General features: G+C 44.7%; 21 protein-coding genes. 4 read left to right on the forward strand and 17 right to left on the reverse strand.

Annotated features, from left to right (window positions below; all coding sequences use genetic code 11):
- Window positions 1-66: 66 nt before the first annotated feature.
- The 8 genes from LT85_RS03610 to LT85_RS03645 all read right to left on the reverse strand — a co-directional run bounded on the left by LT85_RS03610 (window position 67) and on the right by LT85_RS03645 (window position 7,204).
- Window positions 67-750 carry a hypothetical protein gene (locus LT85_RS03610; protein WP_038485374.1) on the reverse strand — a complete coding sequence of 228 codons (684 nt, stop codon included), beginning with the start codon at window positions 748-750 and terminating at the stop codon, window positions 67-69.
- A 156-nt stretch (window positions 751-906) separates the two neighbouring features.
- Window positions 907-1,401 carry a hypothetical protein gene (locus LT85_RS03615; RefSeq protein WP_038485377.1) on the reverse strand — a complete coding sequence of 165 codons (495 nt, stop codon included), beginning with the start codon at window positions 1,399-1,401 and terminating at the stop codon, window positions 907-909.
- A gap of 226 nt (window positions 1,402-1,627) precedes the next feature.
- Window positions 1,628-2,533 (reverse strand): hypothetical protein, encoded by a 906-nt coding sequence (locus LT85_RS03620; protein ID WP_038485380.1) that lies wholly within the window; start codon window positions 2,531-2,533, stop codon window positions 1,628-1,630.
- A gap of 118 nt (window positions 2,534-2,651) precedes the next feature.
- Window positions 2,652-3,062 (reverse strand): hypothetical protein, encoded by a 411-nt coding sequence (locus tag LT85_RS03625; RefSeq protein WP_038485383.1) that lies wholly within the window; start codon window positions 3,060-3,062, stop codon window positions 2,652-2,654.
- Between the two features lie 28 nt (window positions 3,063-3,090).
- Window positions 3,091-3,549 carry a hypothetical protein gene (locus LT85_RS03630; protein WP_038485386.1) on the reverse strand — a complete coding sequence of 153 codons (459 nt, stop codon included), beginning with the start codon at window positions 3,547-3,549 and terminating at the stop codon, window positions 3,091-3,093.
- Between the two features lie 126 nt (window positions 3,550-3,675).
- The gene (locus tag LT85_RS03635; RefSeq protein WP_038485389.1) at window positions 3,676-4,590 is read right to left on the reverse strand and encodes a DUF4868 domain-containing protein; all 915 of its coding nucleotides are present in this window, start codon (window positions 4,588-4,590) and stop codon (window positions 3,676-3,678) included.
- 2 nt (window positions 4,591-4,592) lie between these two features.
- Window positions 4,593-5,162, reverse strand: a complete 570-nt coding sequence (locus tag LT85_RS26875) for a hypothetical protein (RefSeq protein WP_216595043.1) — start codon at window positions 5,160-5,162, stop codon at window positions 4,593-4,595.
- 101 nt (window positions 5,163-5,263) lie between these two features.
- Entirely contained in the window at window positions 5,264-7,204 is a 1,941-nt protein-coding gene (locus LT85_RS03645) for an ATP-binding protein (protein ID WP_038485395.1), read from the reverse strand.
- A gap of 431 nt (window positions 7,205-7,635) precedes the next feature.
- On the opposite strand from LT85_RS03645, the gene LT85_RS03650 reads away from it, so the two are divergent.
- Window positions 7,636-8,790 carry a DUF3883 domain-containing protein gene (locus LT85_RS03650; RefSeq protein ID WP_038485399.1) on the forward strand — a complete coding sequence of 385 codons (1,155 nt, stop codon included), beginning with the start codon at window positions 7,636-7,638 and terminating at the stop codon, window positions 8,788-8,790.
- Between the two features lie 353 nt (window positions 8,791-9,143).
- Complete coding sequence (locus LT85_RS03655) at window positions 9,144-9,854, forward strand: hypothetical protein (RefSeq protein WP_038485402.1); 711 nt, start codon at window positions 9,144-9,146, stop codon at window positions 9,852-9,854.
- A gap of 169 nt (window positions 9,855-10,023) precedes the next feature.
- Here LT85_RS03655 and LT85_RS03660 read toward each other — a convergent pair whose 3' ends face one another.
- The 6 genes from LT85_RS03660 to LT85_RS03685 all read right to left on the reverse strand — a co-directional run bounded on the left by LT85_RS03660 (window position 10,024) and on the right by LT85_RS03685 (window position 17,346).
- The gene (locus LT85_RS03660) at window positions 10,024-10,878 is read right to left on the reverse strand and encodes a Shedu immune nuclease family protein (protein ID WP_038485405.1); all 855 of its coding nucleotides are present in this window, start codon (window positions 10,876-10,878) and stop codon (window positions 10,024-10,026) included.
- 94 nt (window positions 10,879-10,972) lie between these two features.
- Window positions 10,973-11,293, reverse strand: coding sequence for an H-NS histone family protein (locus LT85_RS03665; RefSeq protein ID WP_038485408.1), 321 nt, complete (start codon window positions 11,291-11,293; stop codon window positions 10,973-10,975).
- 194 nt (window positions 11,294-11,487) lie between these two features.
- Window positions 11,488-11,799, reverse strand: a complete 312-nt coding sequence (locus LT85_RS03670; RefSeq protein ID WP_038485411.1) for a hypothetical protein — start codon at window positions 11,797-11,799, stop codon at window positions 11,488-11,490.
- Window positions 11,800-11,908: 109 nt separating this feature from the next.
- The gene (locus tag LT85_RS03675; protein WP_038485414.1) at window positions 11,909-12,235 is read right to left on the reverse strand and encodes a hypothetical protein; all 327 of its coding nucleotides are present in this window, start codon (window positions 12,233-12,235) and stop codon (window positions 11,909-11,911) included.
- The gene (locus LT85_RS03680; protein ID WP_038485417.1) at window positions 12,232-14,508 is read right to left on the reverse strand and encodes a phospholipase D-like domain-containing protein; all 2,277 of its coding nucleotides are present in this window, start codon (window positions 14,506-14,508) and stop codon (window positions 12,232-12,234) included. The genes LT85_RS03675 and LT85_RS03680 overlap by 4 nt, the downstream gene beginning before the upstream one ends.
- 39 nt (window positions 14,509-14,547) lie before the next feature.
- Entirely contained in the window at window positions 14,548-17,346 is a 2,799-nt protein-coding gene (locus tag LT85_RS03685) for a type VI secretion system Vgr family protein (RefSeq protein ID WP_081991996.1), read from the reverse strand.
- A 582-nt stretch (window positions 17,347-17,928) separates the two neighbouring features.
- On the opposite strand from LT85_RS03685, the gene LT85_RS03690 reads away from it, so the two are divergent.
- The gene (locus LT85_RS03690; RefSeq protein ID WP_038485420.1) at window positions 17,929-18,201 is read left to right on the forward strand and encodes a hypothetical protein; all 273 of its coding nucleotides are present in this window, start codon (window positions 17,929-17,931) and stop codon (window positions 18,199-18,201) included.
- 41 nt (window positions 18,202-18,242) lie between these two features.
- Window positions 18,243-18,563 (forward strand): hypothetical protein, encoded by a 321-nt coding sequence (locus LT85_RS03695; protein WP_038485423.1) that lies wholly within the window; start codon window positions 18,243-18,245, stop codon window positions 18,561-18,563.
- 2 nt (window positions 18,564-18,565) lie between these two features.
- Here the strand turns inward: LT85_RS03695 and LT85_RS03700 are convergent, their stop codons facing one another.
- The 3 genes from LT85_RS03700 to LT85_RS03705 form a co-directional block, all read right to left on the reverse strand.
- Window positions 18,566-18,745, reverse strand: coding sequence for a hypothetical protein (locus tag LT85_RS03700; RefSeq protein ID WP_038485426.1), 180 nt, complete (start codon window positions 18,743-18,745; stop codon window positions 18,566-18,568).
- Between the two features lie 64 nt (window positions 18,746-18,809).
- Window positions 18,810-18,932 carry a hypothetical protein gene (locus tag LT85_RS27280; RefSeq protein ID WP_301280493.1) on the reverse strand — a complete coding sequence of 41 codons (123 nt, stop codon included), beginning with the start codon at window positions 18,930-18,932 and terminating at the stop codon, window positions 18,810-18,812.
- On the reverse strand, window positions 18,929-19,846 hold the full coding sequence (locus tag LT85_RS03705; RefSeq protein ID WP_038485429.1) for a recombination directionality factor: 918 nt from the start codon (window positions 19,844-19,846) through the stop codon (window positions 18,929-18,931). The genes LT85_RS27280 and LT85_RS03705 overlap by 4 nt, the downstream gene beginning before the upstream one ends.
- Window positions 19,847-19,931 lie beyond the last annotated feature (85 nt).

The raw sequence follows: 19,931 nt of genomic DNA on the forward strand, positions 1-19,931 counted from the left end.
CCACGGTAGCAACACTGTTCGACGTCTTTTATGTTGGGAAGGCTAGTCTTGCATTTCATGGAAAGCTCACTGAACCAGGGGAACTTCCTTGCGTATGCCATTATGGATGTCGATGTATTCCAGACATGCCATCTCCAGAGGTAGTTCCAGGTGATTGAAGCACTCCCTGACAAGGTCTTCCTTGTTCGAAAGATTGGGGATCAGTGCCTCGTAAAATCGTTGAGCTAAATTGCTGAGATTAAATTTTTCCAATACGCTCGTAGCACTTGTTCGCACTGGGCTGTCTGGTATTACGTGCCGAAGGAATACCCAATTGATAAGCGCCTGTTGTTGCCGATCCACTTCACTGAAGCTCTCGTTCGCAAGCCCATTCCACATGTGCGTCATTACACGCTCCCAATGTTCCTTTCTATCAGGCCGGATGTGAAGCTCTTCTGGAACAATAATGAGATGTTCAAGGCTGTTATCGAGACGGGTCAAGCCGGCAGCAAAGCTTGGTCTCCAGTGCTCATAGGTATCACAGTCGCTGAGGGATGGCACTCCGTCAACCAAAAACCTTCGGATGTGAAGTAACTCGTGTAGCACTGAGCCATCGGGGAAATAATCTAGAGTTGGGATCAGAAATTTGGCACCATGCGGGCTGAACTTGCACGCCATGGTGTCCGGTTGGTCTGGGAGATATCGAACCCGGGCTGAGGTCACTTCGACGACAATCTCGATCCCACTGGCCCGCTCGACTTCTTCGACCATAGAGCGGATATCGGATGAGAGACGATCGAGATATGCTGGTTGCATGAAAGGTGAAGAACTCGGTTTGGAAATCAACGAGAAATCTGCGACTGAAGATGGCTATGCATAAGGGAGGCGCATCAGGACAAGCATATACGTGCTAATTTTGATTCTTAGTTAAGAGCTAGGAAAACCTACGGTGTGCAACCACTGCATTAAGTTTGGCACGCTTGCCAACCCTTGCTCAAGAAGCGATTTCGTGAGAACTTTCAGGCTCTCTGTTGAGATCGTATCCAGGTGCTTTTTAAACTTTGATTTTTCTTCTTTGGGTAGGCTGCTCGCATCGATTTTTGCTGCAAGTAACTCTTTAATCGTGTCGGCATGAATCTTTACCGTCACCGTGCCTAGAATGGCACTTAAGCCTCCGTCATCAGCGAGAAAATCGATACCCTTGGCCGTTATCTTTGAGCCTGCATGTCCGTAATCGCCATTAAGTCCTTGGGTTAAACCCGCATCCACAAGACCATGCTCTTCCAGATACAATAAGTTTGCTATTTTTTTCTCATCGTCTATCTTTGGCTCGCCGTGTATGAATATTTTCCGGAGCTTATCTGGATAAGCCGCTGCTAAATTTTCTAACAATTCGTTTTGAAAAGCACGATCGATTTTCATTTGTAATCCCACGGTCAAAAAATTTTTATTTATGGTTATACGGCATCGTCGCTTCTACATGCTCAACCACGTCACACCCCAATCGCCTTACGCAGAAACTGAATCACCCCAACCTCGCCCAACTTCTTTACAGCTTTACCGATCAATGGCGATAGGTTTGAGTCGTTCTGCAACCACGAATAGCGCTAGCTATGTGGCTTTTTCGGGAAGAAATTAAATCAAAATTTCACTCTGATTTGTCGGGTTCTATGGGGATTCGACGAACAGCACGAGCTCTCATGGTAAGCTGATCATTAGCTCGTGAGAACTGCTGATAAACAGTTCTGATCGATGTTTCGAAGTCGGATTCAAATTGCCCTGCGAATTTCATCGAATGTTCAACTAATTCTAGTGTGGTTTCATAATACACAGCATAACGAACATCTTTGTTCAGTGATTCGATAACATTACGTACGTCACCAGTTCTTGTTTTGCGCCAATGACGTGGCCAATCGAGAACGTAGCCGTCGAATGCGTTTTCATATCCGTTCTTTAAGTGCTTATCGAATCGCAGTAGAAAGCGCTCGGGAATAGTTTGCCCAGAGAACGGAGTGCAAAGGCTGGCACCGATGAATCTTTGTCCTGGTTCCAGGCGAGCGGCATCAATGATCGGTCGGCCAAGAAAAATATTTCTGCTTTCATCAAAAAATGCCTCTCCGAGAGACAAGGCACCACGCAGGGGTAGTCCAACTTCTAGCCCATGACAGATTACGTCGTTGCAAACGTCTAAAAAATTGTCGCAGGGGATGGGATGAAATTGCCAACCGTGAGCGGCATCTTTTTGAAGTACATTTAGTTCATCGGCTGTCTTGTTGCGCCCCTCTGGCCATGTTCGATTGGACCAAAGCAAAATTGAATCGCTGGAATAGGCCCCTTGAACCTTGTCGAAAATAGAAACATCGCCTTCACTGGTCCAGTATGCGGATTCTGTAAAACCCAAATCGCCGAATACACGCTTTTCTTGATCTTTTCTGTAATTGACCACACCCATTAGTTCTTCATACAGGCTCACCATCTTCGGCAACCCCATCTCGGCAAGGCGATGTTCAAATCCGAGGATGTCAAAAAGTCCAACCAAGTATCCGTATTGCATAGTTTCACCAGTCCATGTTGACCCGAGATTGCAATAAAATGTCGCAGAGCGGAGACTTCATGCAAAACATACTGAGCCGATGACGCTGCAAGCTTCAACCCACTATCCTGCTCCAGATCTACGCACTGCCACCACGAATGACTTGATCTCGATAGGCCGCCCAGGATTGAAGCCCATTTGCTGGTTCTTCGCTTTGTTCAATGAAATCGCCTGAACTGCAGTCTATGCCTTGCCAGCCATTATCGAGACAGAGTTTTACTATTAATGGAATAACTTCCGCATTGGTACGAACGTGCAACATAATACCGCTGGCTGGATCCACATGACCTAGGTTGAATTCGATCGATCCGGCCTGCGAATCCCAAATGCCCCACGACGGGTCAGCCCAGCTTGTCCCTCGAAACACTTTGAGGACTGCCTCATGCACTATGCTTAGGGAGCCAATTTCCAGAGGTTTTTCGTCGTCTGGAATGTCGGCAATCGACGTGTATTTCTTCGAAAATTTAGAAATAGAGATGTCCCAACTCATGTATTTTCTCCGATCCGCTTTTGCTAGATCACATCCCAATCGCCTTACGCAGAAGCTGAACGACTGCGACTTCACCCAGCTTCTTTACGGCTTTACCGATCAGCGGCGATAGGTTTGAGTCGTCCTGTGCGTCGTGATAGATCAACTCTTCACCTGTCTTGATGGCGTAGTGACGAACCAGGTCACGGACTTCTTCTTTGGCTGATGGCTTACCCTGTAAGATAGCCTGCAGTTCGAAATGTTTGGCGATGACGGTGGCTGCAAATTGAGAACCCGACACGGTTGTTTTCCGATTCTGATCACCCTGCCAATGCACCAATACATCCGCAGATGAACCGTCATGCTCTTCCTCTTCGGGATCGTGGATCGGAAGAATCAGCGTTCCATCGATGAGGGACCGAGCGCATATTATGCCGTCAATTTTTTCCCAGGTATAAGCTGGGATCAGGCTGCTGATAAAGATTACGATGCCTTCGCTTCGTGCCATTACGTTGCCTCGTGAAATGCTGTGTAGGGTTAATAGGGCTATGTAGGGCTATGAAATCAGGTAGCCAACGGGGGATGAGAGCCAGCATCGTGTAATTCACAGCATCTGTTCCCACTTGCTTTCTCACTAGATCTGTGTGGCGTCAGGAACGTCATAAATATTGTCGGTTACTTCGCTCATTAGTCGATGATCCAAGAGAACTTGGAGAATGGTTTTCGCTGTGAGGTCGCAAGCAATAATTTTGTTTGTTACCGGGTCAAAGTTAATTCCCCAGTTACGTGTCCCGTTGACGCTTTGCAAATTCGCCAAAAAATTGGGTTGAGCGTACAAATTCTTTTGTTCCACGGTTGCCATGCGCCGCAGCTGAATGGAGTTGTTGCCAACGTAGGTAACTAATGGCTGAAGATTTGTAAATAGCGCAGAAAAAGATGGACTATTCTGTAAGTCTGAAAAAGCCTGAGTGTAAGCGAATTTACACTGCATTGCCGATTCAAAACTGCGCTTATTTGCAATAAATATAAGCGCATCTTTGCAAAAAAAATCGAAATTACGCTCAATGGAAAATCCGTTATCCTCGGCGGCAGAGAGTTCACCGTCTGAAAAAATTATATTTATGAATTTCTTTGGATATGATGTTTTCCATGATGCGGTTGATCGTTTTATGGCATAAACCGTTTCGCCATTATTCGAAAATTTGACTAGGTATCCATCGGCCCCTTTTAAATCTTTAATTCCCTTTGCATGGCACTCAGGTTCAGGTCGATCGACTTGCGCTTTCAGAAATTCAAAATCTGTTCCTTGCTGAGAAGTGGCTAGGCAGCTATTTTCGTTCGTTTGAGACAAATAAGAGTAAGGCAAAAACTCAGTAATTCTTTTCATCTCCGACTGAATGAGTTCCTTCAACGTATTGGTCAGGGCGTCATCGGTCGGAACATAATGAGCCAGATATTTCTTGCTGGTCGTACTTTTTTTGAATACCCACAAGTGGGCAGTAGCTTGTGCGAAATCGAAGGTGCGCAGTGAGTTAAATTCGTTTGACATAACTAGTCTCGTGTAATGTAAAAATCCTGGATGGTTTGAGCCTTCTGTGCGCCTGGAATCAACAAACCTTGCTTCAATATTCGAACTACTCGTGTAGTGCCATTTATGGAAATGGTCGCTTCATGCAGACGCCAATTGAACATCAGCAGAAGTGGATTCATGATGATTTGCCCTGATTTGTAAGTGATTGCAAACATCCACAATAAGAACACAGCAAATCCCAGTAATTTTTCTCGCTCGTTATAGCTGATCCCCATGAAAGAAACGACATAAGGAAATACGTAATTTATTAAATCGCTTGGCGTTGATTTTACGGCTACAACTTCGATGTTGTGGGGGTATGATATTTTTTTGAAAGATAAATTTGCCACTATTATCGAAATAAATGTAAGGCCGAGAAATGTAAGTGAAAATGACGGATTCTTAAATGGGATGAACGTACATTCTGGAATTGGTGTCCTGCTGAAACCGCAGACAGGTAACCCCCACCATACTTTGGGTATATCCTGAACGGCTAGGATAATTGCAAGGGGCAGGTATGAGCCAATGAATATCAGGAAAGCTGAGATCAATCTAAATTGCATCTTGAGCCTTTGAGAATTTTTGTGTCACATCATCGCTACGTCATACGTGTAGCAGATCCTCAATCGCTGCTATTAACTGATATAAAACATCAGGCAGAAACCTCGTTCAACAAGTCCGATTGAACGACTGGAATGGGGGCAATGAATTTACTCAATTCATCTTGTTGATCAATTAAAAAAGGAGCATCCTTGACACGTGAATGAAGATTCAACAAGCGCTTTTCTGCACGGGCGAGAATTGTTCCGTAGAGCATAGGAATGATCTTGACCTCGTCGCCGTGTTTGATGGCTTCATCTTCGCCTTGCTCAATGACACTGCCAAGGACAAAGCCATCTACCCTCGTAGATTTACGGATATGGCCTTTGGTCTTGAGCTCCTTCACATACTTCCAGACTTGTTCTTTTTCCTTTGACCCAAGGGGTAAACCTGTGGTTTTCAAGTCTACGATCACTACATGCTCAATGCCGTCTTCGTTGTATTCTTCGTCATACGAAGAACGGGCATAAAAGCCGACGCTGCTATCAGGTAAAGCAACGAAGTCAGGCCTGTTCCTGCTACCCTTACCAGTGGTATCGCCAAAGAGAGTGCGAATGACTGTGGTCATGCCTTTATTGGACGTAAATTCAATGGACTCAAATTGAGCTCCGAACATCCATAACCCTCTTTCAAACAACGGTTGGAGCTCATGCACTTCGTCAATGCCTGCGACCTGGAGCTTGGTCCGTAGTTCATTGATAAGCTTCAATCGATTCTGTATTTCATCCAACACCAGCTTCGCCATTCCGATAGTCCACTCGGCCAGAATGGTATGTAAGGTGTCATAGTCGTTCGGGTCGCAGTTGTGAAGAAGTTCAAGTAACCCATAACGAGATTTCGCCTTCTCCAATTTTGCAAGAATGCTGGATAGTTGAATAATTTCCTGTTCGCCGAAGTTGGGACATGTGTCCACCACTTCATTGACGAAGGTTTCAATTCTGTCTTTACTTACTGGTGAGAGAGTATTGACGGTGCTACCGATGCGTTCAATAACGGCACTACGCTTTGCCTCCCGCTCGGTTTTGCTACTTTCAAAGATTATTTGGCGAATACGGTCTTGAACTGCTTCACAACTCTTTGTCCATGCTTCGCTGTCCTCATGGAAGCCACTCCAATCTTCAAGTACTGCGTCATGTTGATTGAGGAAGTCGGCCTGAACGATGAAGGTGAACCGTTTAGCTTCTGAGGTACGCCCGTCAAGGATTCGTTCGTAGTCACTTCTGCTCCACTTGCACTGACCAACTGCACGGTTTTGAACCCACCATGCAATTCCGTGCTGCTTTGTAGTTTTGTCAGCCTTCTTGGCGTCTATGTGCAAGAGGCGAACTTTGCCATAGCCTTCAACGTTAACCTCTTCGGTAGCCAAGAGGTCGGGTATGTCATTGAAGGTTATCTGGCTTCCATTGACGGACACTATGAAAGCAGGGTTAGCGAGAAATCTGCTTCCGATCAGCTCTCGGGCACGTTCTTCCGTGAAGCCAAGCTTTGGGATTTCGCCATTTCCAACGATCTCGGTACCATGTCCGATGACACCTTCAGCCTTAAATGATATCTCTTCAAGCACCAATGGGTCAGTCGGTGTGCGATGGACTCGGCAAACAAATTCCTGTCCGTCCTTTCGGGATGTGATCAGGTATTCGCTGGTGAAACAAAAGCTAGCAAAACGGCCTTTGCCATTTTTTCCGAAGACTGTACGAGGCTGGCCTGAAACATCCTCTGGTGGCTCTGTCGTGGCGCCTTGGGCCGATATGCGGTTGTAAGCAATGGTCCGCCAAATGTGCTGGAACTCTTCACGGGTCATGCCATGCCCGTTGTCAGTGATCTTGAACTGTCGTTCAGTTTTGACGTCAGGCCAGGTAATAAAAACCTTAGTAGCATATGCGTCCCAGCAGTTGGCTACGAGCTCAACGATGGCAGTTGATGGGTCTGTGATGATAGACCCAGCGTAGCTTTCCAAAAACCGTTCGTCATATAGAAGGGTTCGCTGTTCCATAGTTTCCTCTTTGCATTCTTGATCAAGCTATTCGCAATAGATCAGGGTCTCTTCTTAATGAATGCGGCTACTCTGACGGCCGCTCATGGGACCACACAGATGCTGAATTAGGTTTTTACGCCATTTCGTGCAATTACCGATAATATATTGACATGTGGGAATAGTTGAAATCAAGACAATTTCAAATTTATAAGCAAATATTTGGTTCTGGTTGCTCGGTTGACCGCAAAAACCACACATCAGGTTGAGCGGCTGTCGGTAATTTTAATAGACCCGCAATCAGTCAATGGGGGAAGTTCTGGGTTGTAGATAAAATGGCAATGCTAGCATTTTGGGGAGAGGGAGCCAGTGCGTCATCGCAAGCAAGTTTAAATAGAAAATGCAATATGAGTAATCTAAAAAAATCGCTGCTAACATGTTAAGGACACAATATGGTTGTTCACTCTGCTCTCAATCCCGCTGCCCTAAAAGTGTTCGAAAAATCTTATAACACTTCGCATGAAGACATTGCCATTCGTACTCGAGGGGAATTTCTAAACGCTTTTCCACTGTCAAAACTCAACTACATAGACCTGGATGAATATGTGATCGGGCATCAAACTCCCACGTTCTGCACTTACGTTGAGGTTAAAACCCGACCATGGGCAAGTATCCAGGGAGCGACAGCAAAAAAATTCGGAATCTATTTTGGAAAAACAGCATCCGATCCGCAACTGATCTACCGCTTCAGTGCCAAATTTGGTATCACCAAAAACAACGCTTTTCAATCAGTCAAAACCGCTCTATTGGATTTGATCTACCAAGGCGGTCAAAAGAATCTTGATTTTGCGACAATCAACGTCAACCCGCTATCGCCAATGTTCAAGGCCAAAATTCTGAGCCTATATTTCCCTGATCAGTTCCTCAACGTATGTAGCCCCGACCATTTGGAGTTATTAGCAAGCATCTTCAAGTTCCCAACAGATCTGGTCACTTGTGAATATCAACACCTCTTAATTCAAGCCAAGTTGAGTCATTCACTTACCGATAAATGGAGTAACCCGAAGTTTATGGCATTCTTGTACGATACTTACGTGAACGAGGAACCTGGAGCTGCTGTAGGTATCCAAAAACCCAGGAAGAAAGTGCATCGAAAAGTCAACTTTGAAGACTTGCAAAAACAACGAGGAATTATCGGGAAAGCGGCGGAGGACTATGCGTTAGAGTGGGAAAAAGATCGTCTGACGGGTGCAAATCTAAGTCACCTAATCTCAAAAATAGATGTTCGAACAAACCGCCCTGGCTATGGTTACGATTTTTTGTCGCATACATTGCCAACTCAACAGCGTTTCATCGAGGTGAAATCGGTAGCCAAACTCTCGCGTGAAGAAGGGTATAGGTTTTTTTTATCCGAAAATGAACATTCGACATCGCTCACGAACGAACACCGTGACCAATATTTTTTCTATCTGGTTTTCTTTGATGGCAATGGACAGCCGATTGAGCTTTTGCCAATTCGGGCTGATGCTCTCTACGATACCGCTTCGTTAGCTCCCGCAGCCTACGTGGTTCAGTTCGATCGCAGCGATGTATCAAAAGCGAAGTAGTGCCACACTCTGCGCATTACCGCTATGGGCGGCACAATTGATCACCAAGCGTTTTTGAGGCGTTGAGATAGAAAGAGATAGGTAGTGTCGGGTCCAGCCCGTACCCGACATTACCAAAACTCTATGCAAGTATGAGGTTTCATGAGATTGGTGCTGGGTATTTCTATAATTTAAAAAATAAAATAAAGAAGAAGAGAATTGGTAGGCCAGATCAGGCTTATACCGGGAAAATAAAAAATTTATTGAATGACCCTTCTTAAATCTAATTTGACGTCAAGCTCAGTCGAATAAAATTCGATTTCTCAAATACTGCAACATCTTGAATAACTTGTTTATTTTCGATAAACTAAAAAATGAATTCAAATACACAAACCGAAATTAAAGATATGTACATTAAAATTGAGATTGAGACGATAGTGGTGTTTAACCATATTGTAGTTAATTCTATCTTAGATATTAGACTGAATGAATTAAAAACAGATTTTGATAAATTATTGAGGCAAATTAAGTATGGCGGAAATGTTTCTGAAATAAAAAATAAAGCAATTGACATTAACGTAACCATAAAAAACTTGATGGAATCTACTGATTTGGTGAATCCAAATAAAATAAATGATTTCGTTAGTAATCTAATTAAATTTACAGCAGCAACAGTTGCCAAATACGAAGAAGTCGATAATTCTAAAGAATTTCCCAGAGCGATACGCAACGAACTAGCAAATCTTTGCGATAAATACTTTAAACGATATTTTGGGCGCTATCTTGATAGTAATGTTTGGGGGGAAATAAAATTTTACGAATGGCTTAAGAGAGGGGATTTTATTTATGTCGATATTTGTGCCGGCGGAAGATGGTCTCAACCAGAAAGAGAGCGCTATTTTTCTGATGATGATCTAGATAAATTTTTCAATGACAACCAAAGTTATGTGATTGCGAAGATGTTATCTTCAAATATAAGAGCATCAAAAGTAAACATTGCAGACCCTTTATCAGACGTTGATACCAAATGCTTTGTTGACTCACATAAGATATTGCCGAAACTTGAGGTTGACGCCCTGAATTGAGGCCCTTATGTTAACCTAGTATGGTCGGAGCAAACTATTTGAGGCACCAGGGAAGCCCGCCTGTTATGATACTTTTAATTGAATTGAATTGAATTGAATTGAATTGAATTGAGTGGAGTGTACTGTAGACAAGAGGAAATTATAAATGCCGTAAATTTGATATTTGTCGTTACTTTTTGTTCAACATTTTTAAAGTGGCTTCATCACTCATCTCCTTCTCCAAAGTCGATCTTGCATATTTTATATTGGCAATAAGTAATTCGCCTTCACTCCATTTATCAATCTCATAACCAGCGCTGCGTAATTCGCTTTTTTCTTCTGCTGTAAGAAATAAAAAATCTGGTCCAACATGTGCAAAAATTTGAGCTGGTTCAAAATGCATATATTTAAATTTAAATCCAAATCCTGCAAGACTTAGAATATTTTTTTTGAATTTTTGGTCATTCTTATACCAATTGATCAAAGAATCATATGTAAGGATCTCTATATTTGATTCACTATTTAATTTATTTATTAGTTTCTTCCGAGCCTCACTTATATTCTTATTGTCTGATCTTCCTATAATTAGCTGATAATTAAATTCAATTGGATTATTCCGCATAACTAGTGGTCGAAGAAGCGGATCTAATTTACGTACTACTTCTTGTTTGTGATCATCAATGAATATTTGCCAATTTCTTACTTGATTTAATGCCGCACTGAATTCTGCGGAAGGTGTTGCGGCATGCATATTATTAGTAAATATCGATTTATCTGGAGTCTCCAACTCTACCAAAGTAATACGCCATCTATCTGAGCTTTTAGTTATATACACATAATCAGTAGTTAATTCCGTTCCCAATGGAAATTTAGACAAAATCATGCGAAAATGAAGGTGATGATTCAGCCGATTTGTAAATGGTATTAATTCGGTATGAGTTTCGAGAAAATCTTGAATTACTTGCTCTTTCTGACGCCCTTTAGGTGCAGGTAAGGACAACAAGTTTTCGAACTCTAAGATCAAGGAATTGTCCAGTTCTTGCACCCGGTATCTCCTCTTTATTAGGCATTAACATAATACGGATTCCAAGCAGCACTACTTAAATGCTGCTCGGTTTTACTTCCCGATCGTAATTAACTCACACCCTCAGTTCATCCATCGACTTCCCTGCACTTACCCATTCTTGCACCCACTTCGGTTGACGACCCCGGCCAGTCCATTCCAATGAAGTGTCATTAGGATGACGGTATTGAACAGCAACCTTTGCCCTTGCAACACCACTTTTCACATTGGGCGTAGAACTCATCAGCTCTTCAAGGGAAATACCTGCGCCCTGAGCAATCTCCAGTATTTTCTGGCGAGCGGCTGCTTGCTCCTCTTTCTCTCTGACTTTGATTACTTGTTGCACCTGGTCTTGTAACGTGCGTAGTTCTGCGACTGACATATTCGATAAATCCATAACAACCCCTTTAATGTTGATTTTTGTTGAAATTATTTCAACAAAAAAATTGCATAGAAGTTGAATGTCTACTATTTGACGAAATGTGTCAATGTGGCTCGCACTGTTAATCTATATTTTTTTAGCCTTCACTTCCCCGGAAATACAAGGTATTTAGGCTGCAATGGAGAGGGAATAAACAATTATTTAAAGTCTTATTTTTTTGGTTTTAAAAAAAATGTTAGTAAAGTCAATAATAGTAATGGTCCATCAAACATTAAAGTACCAAAGAAAACAATAAAAGATACACCATCTCTTGGTATTGTAAAAAATGCGAATATAAAAATTGCAATACCTAAAATTCCAATTGTAATTAATGTCCACCAAATCGCATTGATAAATATATATTCCAAAGTATATATATTCAATTTATTTAAAAAAATAATCAGAAATAAAAATAATAAAATAGGCCATCCATAGAAAAAAATCTCTAATAATTTAATCGCTTTTTCAAAATATATTTCCATTATTGTGTTGATTCAATTTTATTGAAATAATTTAACGAAATATTAAGCTGCGTCAGCATATGATAATATTTAATGATTTCATTTTATTTCTATCGTGATATTATTATTTTTATTGACTAGGCTTAAAAAATAAAAATAAAAATGAAGGAATGATAATTGGCAAAGAGCCTAAAAAACCTACATAGAATGCAGCACCTAGATCATCTTTTTCAAAAAACAAAAACCAAGATGCAAGAGATATTATTTCGACAGCGGCCATAAAAATCGTAATCCACCAAAGAATTGTCGATATTTTATAAAAATTAACTATGCCCATAAATTTTCTAATAAAAATCCAAGTCATTGAACCGATTGCAATGGTCCAAGTTAGGTATCTGTAGTGATATATAAAATCTAATCCGATGAGGACTAAATCAAGTTTGTCGAGATCTTTCATACCGTGTCCAATGTAGAGTTGCTGGATATGGACGCAATCACAGTAGGAGATATAGGCGGTTTTGGTGTTTTCTTTTCCTCAGATCCCCAATCTAATGGCATCTCGACCCAAAAACCTTTAACTTTAGCTCGTAAAGTATCTATTGCCTTATCAACTACATGATGCTCAGTCACCGTATTAGTTCTGCTCATATAGGCTGGCTGCAAACTAGGCTGCGCCGCAAAATCATGCTTACCATTTCCGCTAAATAGCAACGGATATGCTTTTTCTCGGCCTTCTGTCAATGTTTTGAAACTATTGCGTGGTGTATGGAGAAATACTTCGTTGTATGCAGCACGGTTCTCTTGGGCTAGATTCTGAATGCCCTTAATTGTTGCGTCTGCTAAAGGGTGTTCAATATTGATACTCTGCGGCGGGTGATTTTCCTTTTGAACGCCGGTCGTGGATTGATCGACTAATACTCCGAGATGTTTTTTCCATTGTTGCATGCGCAATTCACGTGCGAATTTGCGTGTGATGATCTTTATGCCATTACCGACATCAGTCATACCAGCTTCCGCAGTATCGACAACAACAGCAGCAAGTTCCGTATCCCCATCACCGTTCAAACTACGGTCATTGATATTAGCGCTTCCTATAATAGCAACGGCGTCGTCTACAATTATTAATTTGCTGTGGATATAGACCATTTCCGTTAGCACCGATTTTTCGGTACTCCCATAGTTACGCAGATTAAGAACGGTTAAATACTCACGCCATTTATCTTGCATACCATGCTGCTGCAACAACATCGAAATTTCGTCATTAGTCTTAGGTTGCACCTCTAACTTCCACTCTTTCAAATGAAAGCCGACCAGCGTTGCATTGATACGATGGATAAGGCTATTTTGAGCACGTTTAACGCCTTGTAGGGCCCACCAAAGCTGTGAGCTTGTACCTGCCTCTTCAAGCATGCCTTCCGGATGTTCTGGCAACACCAGCCATACATGAAACGGGCGTTCTGCATAGATTGCTTTTCCAATCGCATTTGCCAATTCAGCAATGATTTTATTTTTCGCCGGTGAGTGAGTTCCAAATTTGTCTACCCCACAATCGGATACGAAAAATTGATTTTCGATGTAAATAAAACCTTGCGCAGAGCGAATACAGTTAATCATCGCATCCAAGACACTCGTCTGATTATCTTGCACCCATGCCTTTCGGGCCGCCTGCACAGCGTTGCGGCGTGTCCGATCGGGCTGCTTCCAATCATCATTGATGTATTGATGGGCGTTATTCCATAACGACAGCTCATCTTTTAATTGCTGTGAAGATACCGAGCGGCATATTTGAACTACTGCTGTGCCAGCTCCCTTTTGCAAGGGGTCGCATAAGTAGTCGGCTCCCTTAGCTTGCTTGAACCAGTTGACCGCCATGCCACGATCAAGCAAATTAGTGTCTTTTCCAGCAAAACTATTCCAACGTAAAATAAAATTCACGAAAACGTCAAAGGCTGCCGGTCCTTTAATTTGTAAATTAATATCCTGCCAAGGTTGACGTGGCTGAAAAGAGGCATCAAATACTTTGCCATCTGCTCCGTACGAGGCTTGAAAACCAGGCCTCTTATTATTCCCATTAGTGAGCAAAATTTCTTCCGGCGTTAGAGAATGTGCGGGCGTTAATTGCTGATTATAGGCATCGTTGATAACGTGCATCTTGGGATCAATCACAACATCAAATGAATTGGTATCCCAACGGCCATAGGCCAAATCCATGCCACCCAGGAAAGCGATCTGTCCATCAATTACTAACGTTTTTTGATGATGGGAGAAAAAATCATTCGAATTCTTTCTGTCTAAAATATCTCTGCCGGTGTTTGGATTCTGAAGCATGACTTCAATTGATCCTGTTCCTTGTGGTAATTCCATTAAATATTTTCTGGATTTCTGAGCATGAGTATCTACAGCTATCGTAATTGGGTCATACAGCATCACTCGCACATGCACACCACGCTGCATCGCAGCTGCCAGCAACTCCGACAACCGTCCAGGGTGACCAGATACACCACGTTGATCCAATTCAACGTCATAGTCCAACTGCCAATCAGTAATTAAAATAAAGCTCTTCGCTGCACGAATCTCCCTGGCTACGGCTTCAAAGTAATCCTTCCCAGTTGTGCGTCGGATGCATTCATTGCCATAGCGTGGAAACGCAAAAGGTTGATCCAAATCAAAATATTGTCCAGTGATAGAAGTATTCGTCCCGGCAGTCAGTTGTGCGGTGTAGGAGTCCATGGATATAGTTTCTAACGGATAGGAGGAGGATGGCAGGATTTATCGAATAACCGTTTTTTTAATGAGCTGAGACAGCTCTTGCACATCGCCGTCTTTTTTTGCGACTTCGTTCATGAGACCTTGGCGGATCGGATCTATATCAACGCCATTTGGAATGAAGTTAAGCGCATCCAACGTGTGTGGAGGATTATCGTAGAACGATTCGTTATTCCAGCCAGCGACAGTAAGAGGCATTGCACTGAGACCGCTGATGAAAAAAATCTGATTGCGCTGTTGGCTTACCGCAGCAAATAGCTCTTGCTGCTGCGTATCTGTGAGATCAATTTTCCCGCTGGCGGTAATGGTGCCTTCATGGAGAATTTTTTCCCAATGCTGTTTTGCAAACACGTTTGGACTAACCGCACCACTGTCGCTTTCATTTAGCGTTTGCGAATCCAGAAGGACAATCTTCCAGGCTTGACCAACCGGAGTGACGCCATGTGCGCCGGGAATATCTTGTAGATTGATAGCCAGCTTAATAGGCTTGAGTTCACTAACAGGCATTGGAGACACGGGAATACTCATCGAAGCGGCTCCCGGCCTATTCCACATAGCACACCGTTCCAGTATGTCCCCCGGCGTGCCGTTCTCAATGGCCTCCGGCGTAATCTTGATGTAGGAGCCGCCGGCGCCAATCCAGACCTCTTTGGTCGACGACAAAACAAGTTTGCCTTCCACGCTGACGATCTTCAGGTCCTTCAAGGCCGACAGCGCTATCTCGTCGCTTTGCGCTTGAATCTCGACCTTGCCCTTTGCAGCGAAGATTTTGATGCCGAGCTTCTGTGCAAACAGCGATATGGCCTCGCCAGCGGCCACCGTGAATTTTTTCATCACACTGATATCGGCGTTGCCACCAGCGGTAGCGATCAGATTTTGCGATGCGCTTAGTTGCAGGTTACCGCCGGAGGCAAGGCCAATGCCTGCGGGAGCACTAAACAAAACCCCGGATTGCTTGAGATCTTTGAGCGTCTTGTCTAACAATCCCTGCTGTTGATCAAAGTCGGCTGCAATGGCCTGCGCTTGCTTGACTGCGCCACCTAATATCTGTGCTTGTTCCAGCGCCTGCTCCAGTCGGGTAACGGTCGCTTGCATCTCAAGTTGTTGCCCGTTGGCCTTCGGTTGTGCATCAGCGGAGACAAATAAACCCTTGCCCGCCCGCACGCTGCCCCAGCCATCGGTGCGCATTTCTACGCCTTCGCCACGCTGCTGCTTCTTTGCATCAACCAAGTGACCTAAATTGAGTTGGCTCTTGCCATACTCGGTCGCCAGTTTGATGTGTTCCTGGCCTTCCCAGTCTTCCATCCGCAACTTGTTGTTGCTCTGGGTGCGGATTTCGTTGCGGCTCATCCACCGGTTTTCATTGGTGATCAGGTCGCTGTTCTGGCTATCGTGAAGTGCATGAGCAATATAGGGGCGGTCCGGATCGCCGTTGTGAAAGGCCACGGCGACTTCAACCCCATCGATCAGCGGGAAATGAAAACCGGTTTGCAGGCCTCCTGCGAATGGCTTGGCAAGACGCATCCAGCAGCTATTGAGTCCACTTTGGCGTGGGTCACGGTCGAAGTCGAATTGCACAACGTAATCACCCGTCTTGCTCATATAGGCGTAGGGATAGCGATCCGGCGAGGCGATCCGGGCGCTCACCGTGCCGTCAACCTTCGGCCAATCGTCCTCATGCAGCGGCAGACGATAAATACGGTCGGACGGGATGGCGATATAGCTGTTGTGATAGGCGGTATCTCTGGCGCCATGATGGGTTATCTTGGTGATCAGTTGGCCGTATTCGGCATCAGGCAAAACTTTGTTGGTGAAACGGAACACAGCACCAGGTATCAGGCCAAGCACATTGCCTTTACCCTTGTAGATGACTTGTTCGCACAGCGCTGCTTCGTGGCGCAAACGTCCTTCCCATTCAGCCTGTTCTTTGCTCAGGTGCATCGAGCCAAAGGCACATGATTGACCGAAAGTGGTCTTGTCGTTGCGAGCAAGATTGACTTCGGCCTCTATCGGGGCCGGTGCGGTAAGGTGGTTGTAGTCCCTGACAATATAGGATTGCGGAATCATCTTGGCATGGGTTTCCAATGCACGTACCGCTTCGCTGCCAACACTTTCCAATCCGGCATCCCGGCTCAATGGTGCCGACAATGCGGGGCTGCGCCCGTAATGCGTGAAGTCATCGCCGAAATGGATAACTTCTCCATACTCGCCGGCATCGATCCGGAACCAGATGCCGCTGCGGCGGCATAGTCGTTGAATAAAGGCCAGATCGCTTTCATGCCACTGGGTGACGATGGGGCGCTTCTCGTATTCACGCCGTAGCGTAAAGCTGAAGTTGCTGTTGTCGCCCGCAAAGCCATGTTCACGTAGGATGCTTTCAATGATCTTTGGGAAGGTTTTTTCTAAGAACAAACGGCACCGAGTAACGTTGCGTAACTGTGCGATGCGAGATTCCAGTATTACTGCGTAGGTACTAACATCCCCGTTACTGTCAAGTTGCCGAAAGCTGGTGATAACGCCTTGCGTTTTGCGACCTGCTCCCAAGGTGGGCAGACCCGGCAAAGCGGGTGGGGTAATGGTGAAGGTAGCAGGCATTCCGACAAAAGCAGAGCGGGGAAGATCAGATTGTGGGTGCGTTAAACGAATCACAAATCGACTGGGTTCACCAAGTTCTTCGTAACCATCAAATTCGACAACACTGAGGTCTTTGCCGCTGGCGCCGGCACGAGGAACATGAAGGTGATAAGGCTGCACGACGCCTAAACCAAGTGTTGACATCCGGTCGTTCGTATCCGATCCCATGTGTTACCCCAGATAATTTTTCATAGACCAAGCAATATCAAAGAAAGACCTATCTGTATATGGAATTAGTATTGATGACACAATGATTTACAGTTGTGATTTTTTACGTAATGTCCGTCAATGTTAAAGATAGTCATTAATTAAAAATTCCAAAACAGCGAGTGTAAAGGATGGCGATGAACAGTCCATAAAATGGAACAGCTTTGCACCCACTAGCAGCTACAACATATCGATTACAGCCATTTCGATGTGTTCCACGCAAATATGTAAACGATTGCAAACTGCGATCTATTTAATAATTTTGGGCTATTTGTTTGCGACTTTGCTGATTAGAATCTCTTCATCGGAATTCTGCAAAGCCATATAACGACATGAACACACATCCGAAAGCAATAGAGGCATTCCGCCGAACGACAAGCGGCACCACTTGGATCAATCACGCTCAACAGCGATGTCAGGGGCCATGCAAGCGTAGCCGTAGCAAAGGACAGTTTTTATCGGGTGATTCACTTTGTATGGTGTGTCGTAGGCGTTCTTAAAACTGAGTGAGCGGCGATGTAGTTTTACTTTTAGAAGAAAAATATGAACGAGATAATGTGTCCGCACTGCGGCGAAACAATACTGTTCGGGGAAAACGTCTGCATCGGATGCAAAGCAGAAATTGAATATGGGGCACCTCGAACGGCTTACCTTGCACTAGTAACAGCGAGTATTCTTTTTGGGATACTGGTATCGCAAATTCCCCTCTTTGATTTTTCGTTGCTGGCTTGGTTTTTTGGGATGACGACATTTGTTGTAGGTAGCATGTGCCTGGAGAGATTTTTCATCGAACGGGTCATTTTTAAGCGTCCCTGATGGGGATAGCCGGATATTGCGCACTATAAGGCGAATTGATCATGACTACTCACGCCGCTGCTGATGCAGTCACTGGTAACAAGTTAAATGAAGCTGCGACGTATGATCCAGATCGCTTGCTGGATACATTGATCGCAAAGTTGAAATTGAAAAACGATGCTGCACTTAGTCGTGCGCTGGGAGTTGCGCCGCCAGTGATGAGCAAAATCCGCCATCGTCGTTTGTCTGTAGGCCCTACGCTGTTAATCAGTATGCATGAAGTCAGTGATATGACTATCGCCGAATTGCGCACTCTGATGGGGGATCGCCGCAAGAAAATTAGAACGAGCGGTACGCAGTCTGACCCGGACCTTTTGGCTTGAGCCTATTTCGTCGCCACAGCAACCCACAAAAAGTCGATATTTTGTGGGTGAAAAAAGCGCTGCAATGCCTTTTCCCATTGATGGTTTAAGGTGTGAACGTTTTCTAATATAAGATAGAAAAACAAACCTGTAGAGCAGGCCGCTTCGCTACCGATCAGCGCTGCATACGCCATCATTTCCATGGTGCGGTGTTCGCTTCTTCTGCGTCAATCTAAAAAGCCCCCGAACAGCAGGAGCAACGAGTGGTTATGAACCACCCGCAAAAACAAATCCGAATAGCTTCGTGCCGCCCCACAGCCACAACACGCCGATCACGAGCACCCCGATGGGGACACCGAAACAGAACAGCAGCAGCCGTATGAAAATCATGACGATTCTCCCGTTTGACCGGTAGCCTTCTTGTCGAGCTTGTCCTTCAGGCTGGTTTTAGCGGGAATCGCTGGTGTAGCGTCGCTAGTAGCAACTCCGGGGCCAGAGCCAGACTCAGGATAAAATTCTTCCACGACTTCAGCAATTTCTTCATTGCTGTCCTCGAAACTGCCATTGGAAAACCCCAGCCTCGCTGCATCGTCCAACGCCGCTTGGTCATATCCGACTGACCTGCGTCGCTCGTCATTCTCTTTGGCTTCGGTAATCGCTTCTTCTAACGTTCTGCCTTCCCGCACGGTCAGGTCAACGTAGTACACGGGAGCCCTATGCGATTGCGTCGTAGATTTCCCCCGCAGGCGTAATTCCATTGGGAGACAAGCCAGCAGGTTCCCAGAGACAGCCTTGTAATAACTGAGCCGTGCTGCCAGTGACCGGATGCTGTTGTAACCAGTAGTTCTAAAGATGAAACTACCCAGCTCGTCATCATCACCGATCAAGACATTTAATCGACCATACGGTTTACATAGACCGCCTTTAGCAAGCTCGCAGTTGTCCGGCGAGGGGCAAGGCAGGGTTTGTAGCCCGGACGGCATATAGCGCTTGCATTGCTCTCCATTGCCGGTACACATCGGTCTGCCAGTGGCCCTGTCAAACAGACTGTATTCCGCACGCAGGTTTAAATCAGGATCGTTGAATAAAACCCTGATGGGGATGGACCTGATCTTGCCCCCAATCGATGCCTTACGCAGACCTTCATCGAACGGATGCAATATCCAGCCTTCCCGGTTCTGAACCTGCGATGTGACAGTAAAACTGTCATCTTTCTCCGGCAATCTCTTACCGTTTTTCTCAACAACCTTGCCGATGGATATTCGCCCGAGAATTGGTGGCGTGATTGCTAGACCTTTAATCATTTCTGTTCCTTCAATAATAATGCCCGCCCCCAGTCACCGCAAAGGGGCAGGCAAGCACAAACGGCCCCTGCGGCGGGGCAACTGA

It is taken from the genome of Collimonas arenae (genome assembly GCF_000786695.1).
GTDB classification, from domain to species: Bacteria; Pseudomonadota; Gammaproteobacteria; order Burkholderiales; family Burkholderiaceae_D; genus Collimonas; species Collimonas arenae_A.

Excerpts from the sequence above, each read along its gene's own strand:
- LT85_RS03615 (WP_038485377.1), bottom strand. The coding sequence starts at position 1,401 with ATGAAAATCGATCGTGCTTTTCAAAACGAATTGTTAGAAAATTTAGCA.
- LT85_RS03695 (WP_038485423.1), top strand. The coding sequence starts at position 18,243 with ATGACTACTCACGCCGCTGCTGATGCAGTCACTGGTAACAAGTTAAAT.
- LT85_RS03610 (WP_038485374.1), bottom strand. The coding sequence starts at position 750 with ATGGTCGAAGAAGTCGAGCGGGCCAGTGGGATCGAGATTGTCGTCGAA.
- LT85_RS03655 (WP_038485402.1), top strand. The coding sequence starts at position 9,144 with ATGAATTCAAATACACAAACCGAAATTAAAGATATGTACATTAAAATT.
- LT85_RS03630 (WP_038485386.1), bottom strand. The coding sequence starts at position 3,549 with ATGGCACGAAGCGAAGGCATCGTAATCTTTATCAGCAGCCTGATCCCA.
- LT85_RS03705 (WP_038485429.1), bottom strand. The coding sequence starts at position 19,846 with ATGATTAAAGGTCTAGCAATCACGCCACCAATTCTCGGGCGAATATCC.
- LT85_RS03635 (WP_038485389.1), bottom strand. The coding sequence starts at position 4,590 with ATGTCAAACGAATTTAACTCACTGCGCACCTTCGATTTCGCACAAGCT.
- LT85_RS03675 (WP_038485414.1), bottom strand. The coding sequence starts at position 12,235 with ATGAAAGATCTCGACAAACTTGATTTAGTCCTCATCGGATTAGATTTT.
- LT85_RS03685 (WP_081991996.1), bottom strand. The coding sequence starts at position 17,346 with ATGGGATCGGATACGAACGACCGGATGTCAACACTTGGTTTAGGCGTC.
- LT85_RS03680 (WP_038485417.1), bottom strand. The coding sequence starts at position 14,508 with ATGGACTCCTACACCGCACAACTGACTGCCGGGACGAATACTTCTATC.
- LT85_RS03625 (WP_038485383.1), bottom strand. The coding sequence starts at position 3,062 with ATGAGTTGGGACATCTCTATTTCTAAATTTTCGAAGAAATACACGTCG.
- LT85_RS27280 (WP_301280493.1), bottom strand. The coding sequence starts at position 18,932 with ATGATTTTCATACGGCTGCTGCTGTTCTGTTTCGGTGTCCCCATCGGG.
- LT85_RS03620 (WP_038485380.1), bottom strand. The coding sequence starts at position 2,533 with ATGCAATACGGATACTTGGTTGGACTTTTTGACATCCTCGGATTTGAA.
- LT85_RS03700 (WP_038485426.1), bottom strand. The coding sequence starts at position 18,745 with ATGGAAATGATGGCGTATGCAGCGCTGATCGGTAGCGAAGCGGCCTGC.
- LT85_RS03690 (WP_038485420.1), top strand. The coding sequence starts at position 17,929 with ATGAACGAGATAATGTGTCCGCACTGCGGCGAAACAATACTGTTCGGG.
- LT85_RS03650 (WP_038485399.1), top strand. The coding sequence starts at position 7,636 with ATGGTTGTTCACTCTGCTCTCAATCCCGCTGCCCTAAAAGTGTTCGAA.
- LT85_RS03645 (WP_038485395.1), bottom strand. The coding sequence starts at position 7,204 with ATGGAACAGCGAACCCTTCTATATGACGAACGGTTTTTGGAAAGCTAC.
- LT85_RS03670 (WP_038485411.1), bottom strand. The coding sequence starts at position 11,799 with ATGGAAATATATTTTGAAAAAGCGATTAAATTATTAGAGATTTTTTTC.
- LT85_RS03665 (WP_038485408.1), bottom strand. The coding sequence starts at position 11,293 with ATGGATTTATCGAATATGTCAGTCGCAGAACTACGCACGTTACAAGAC.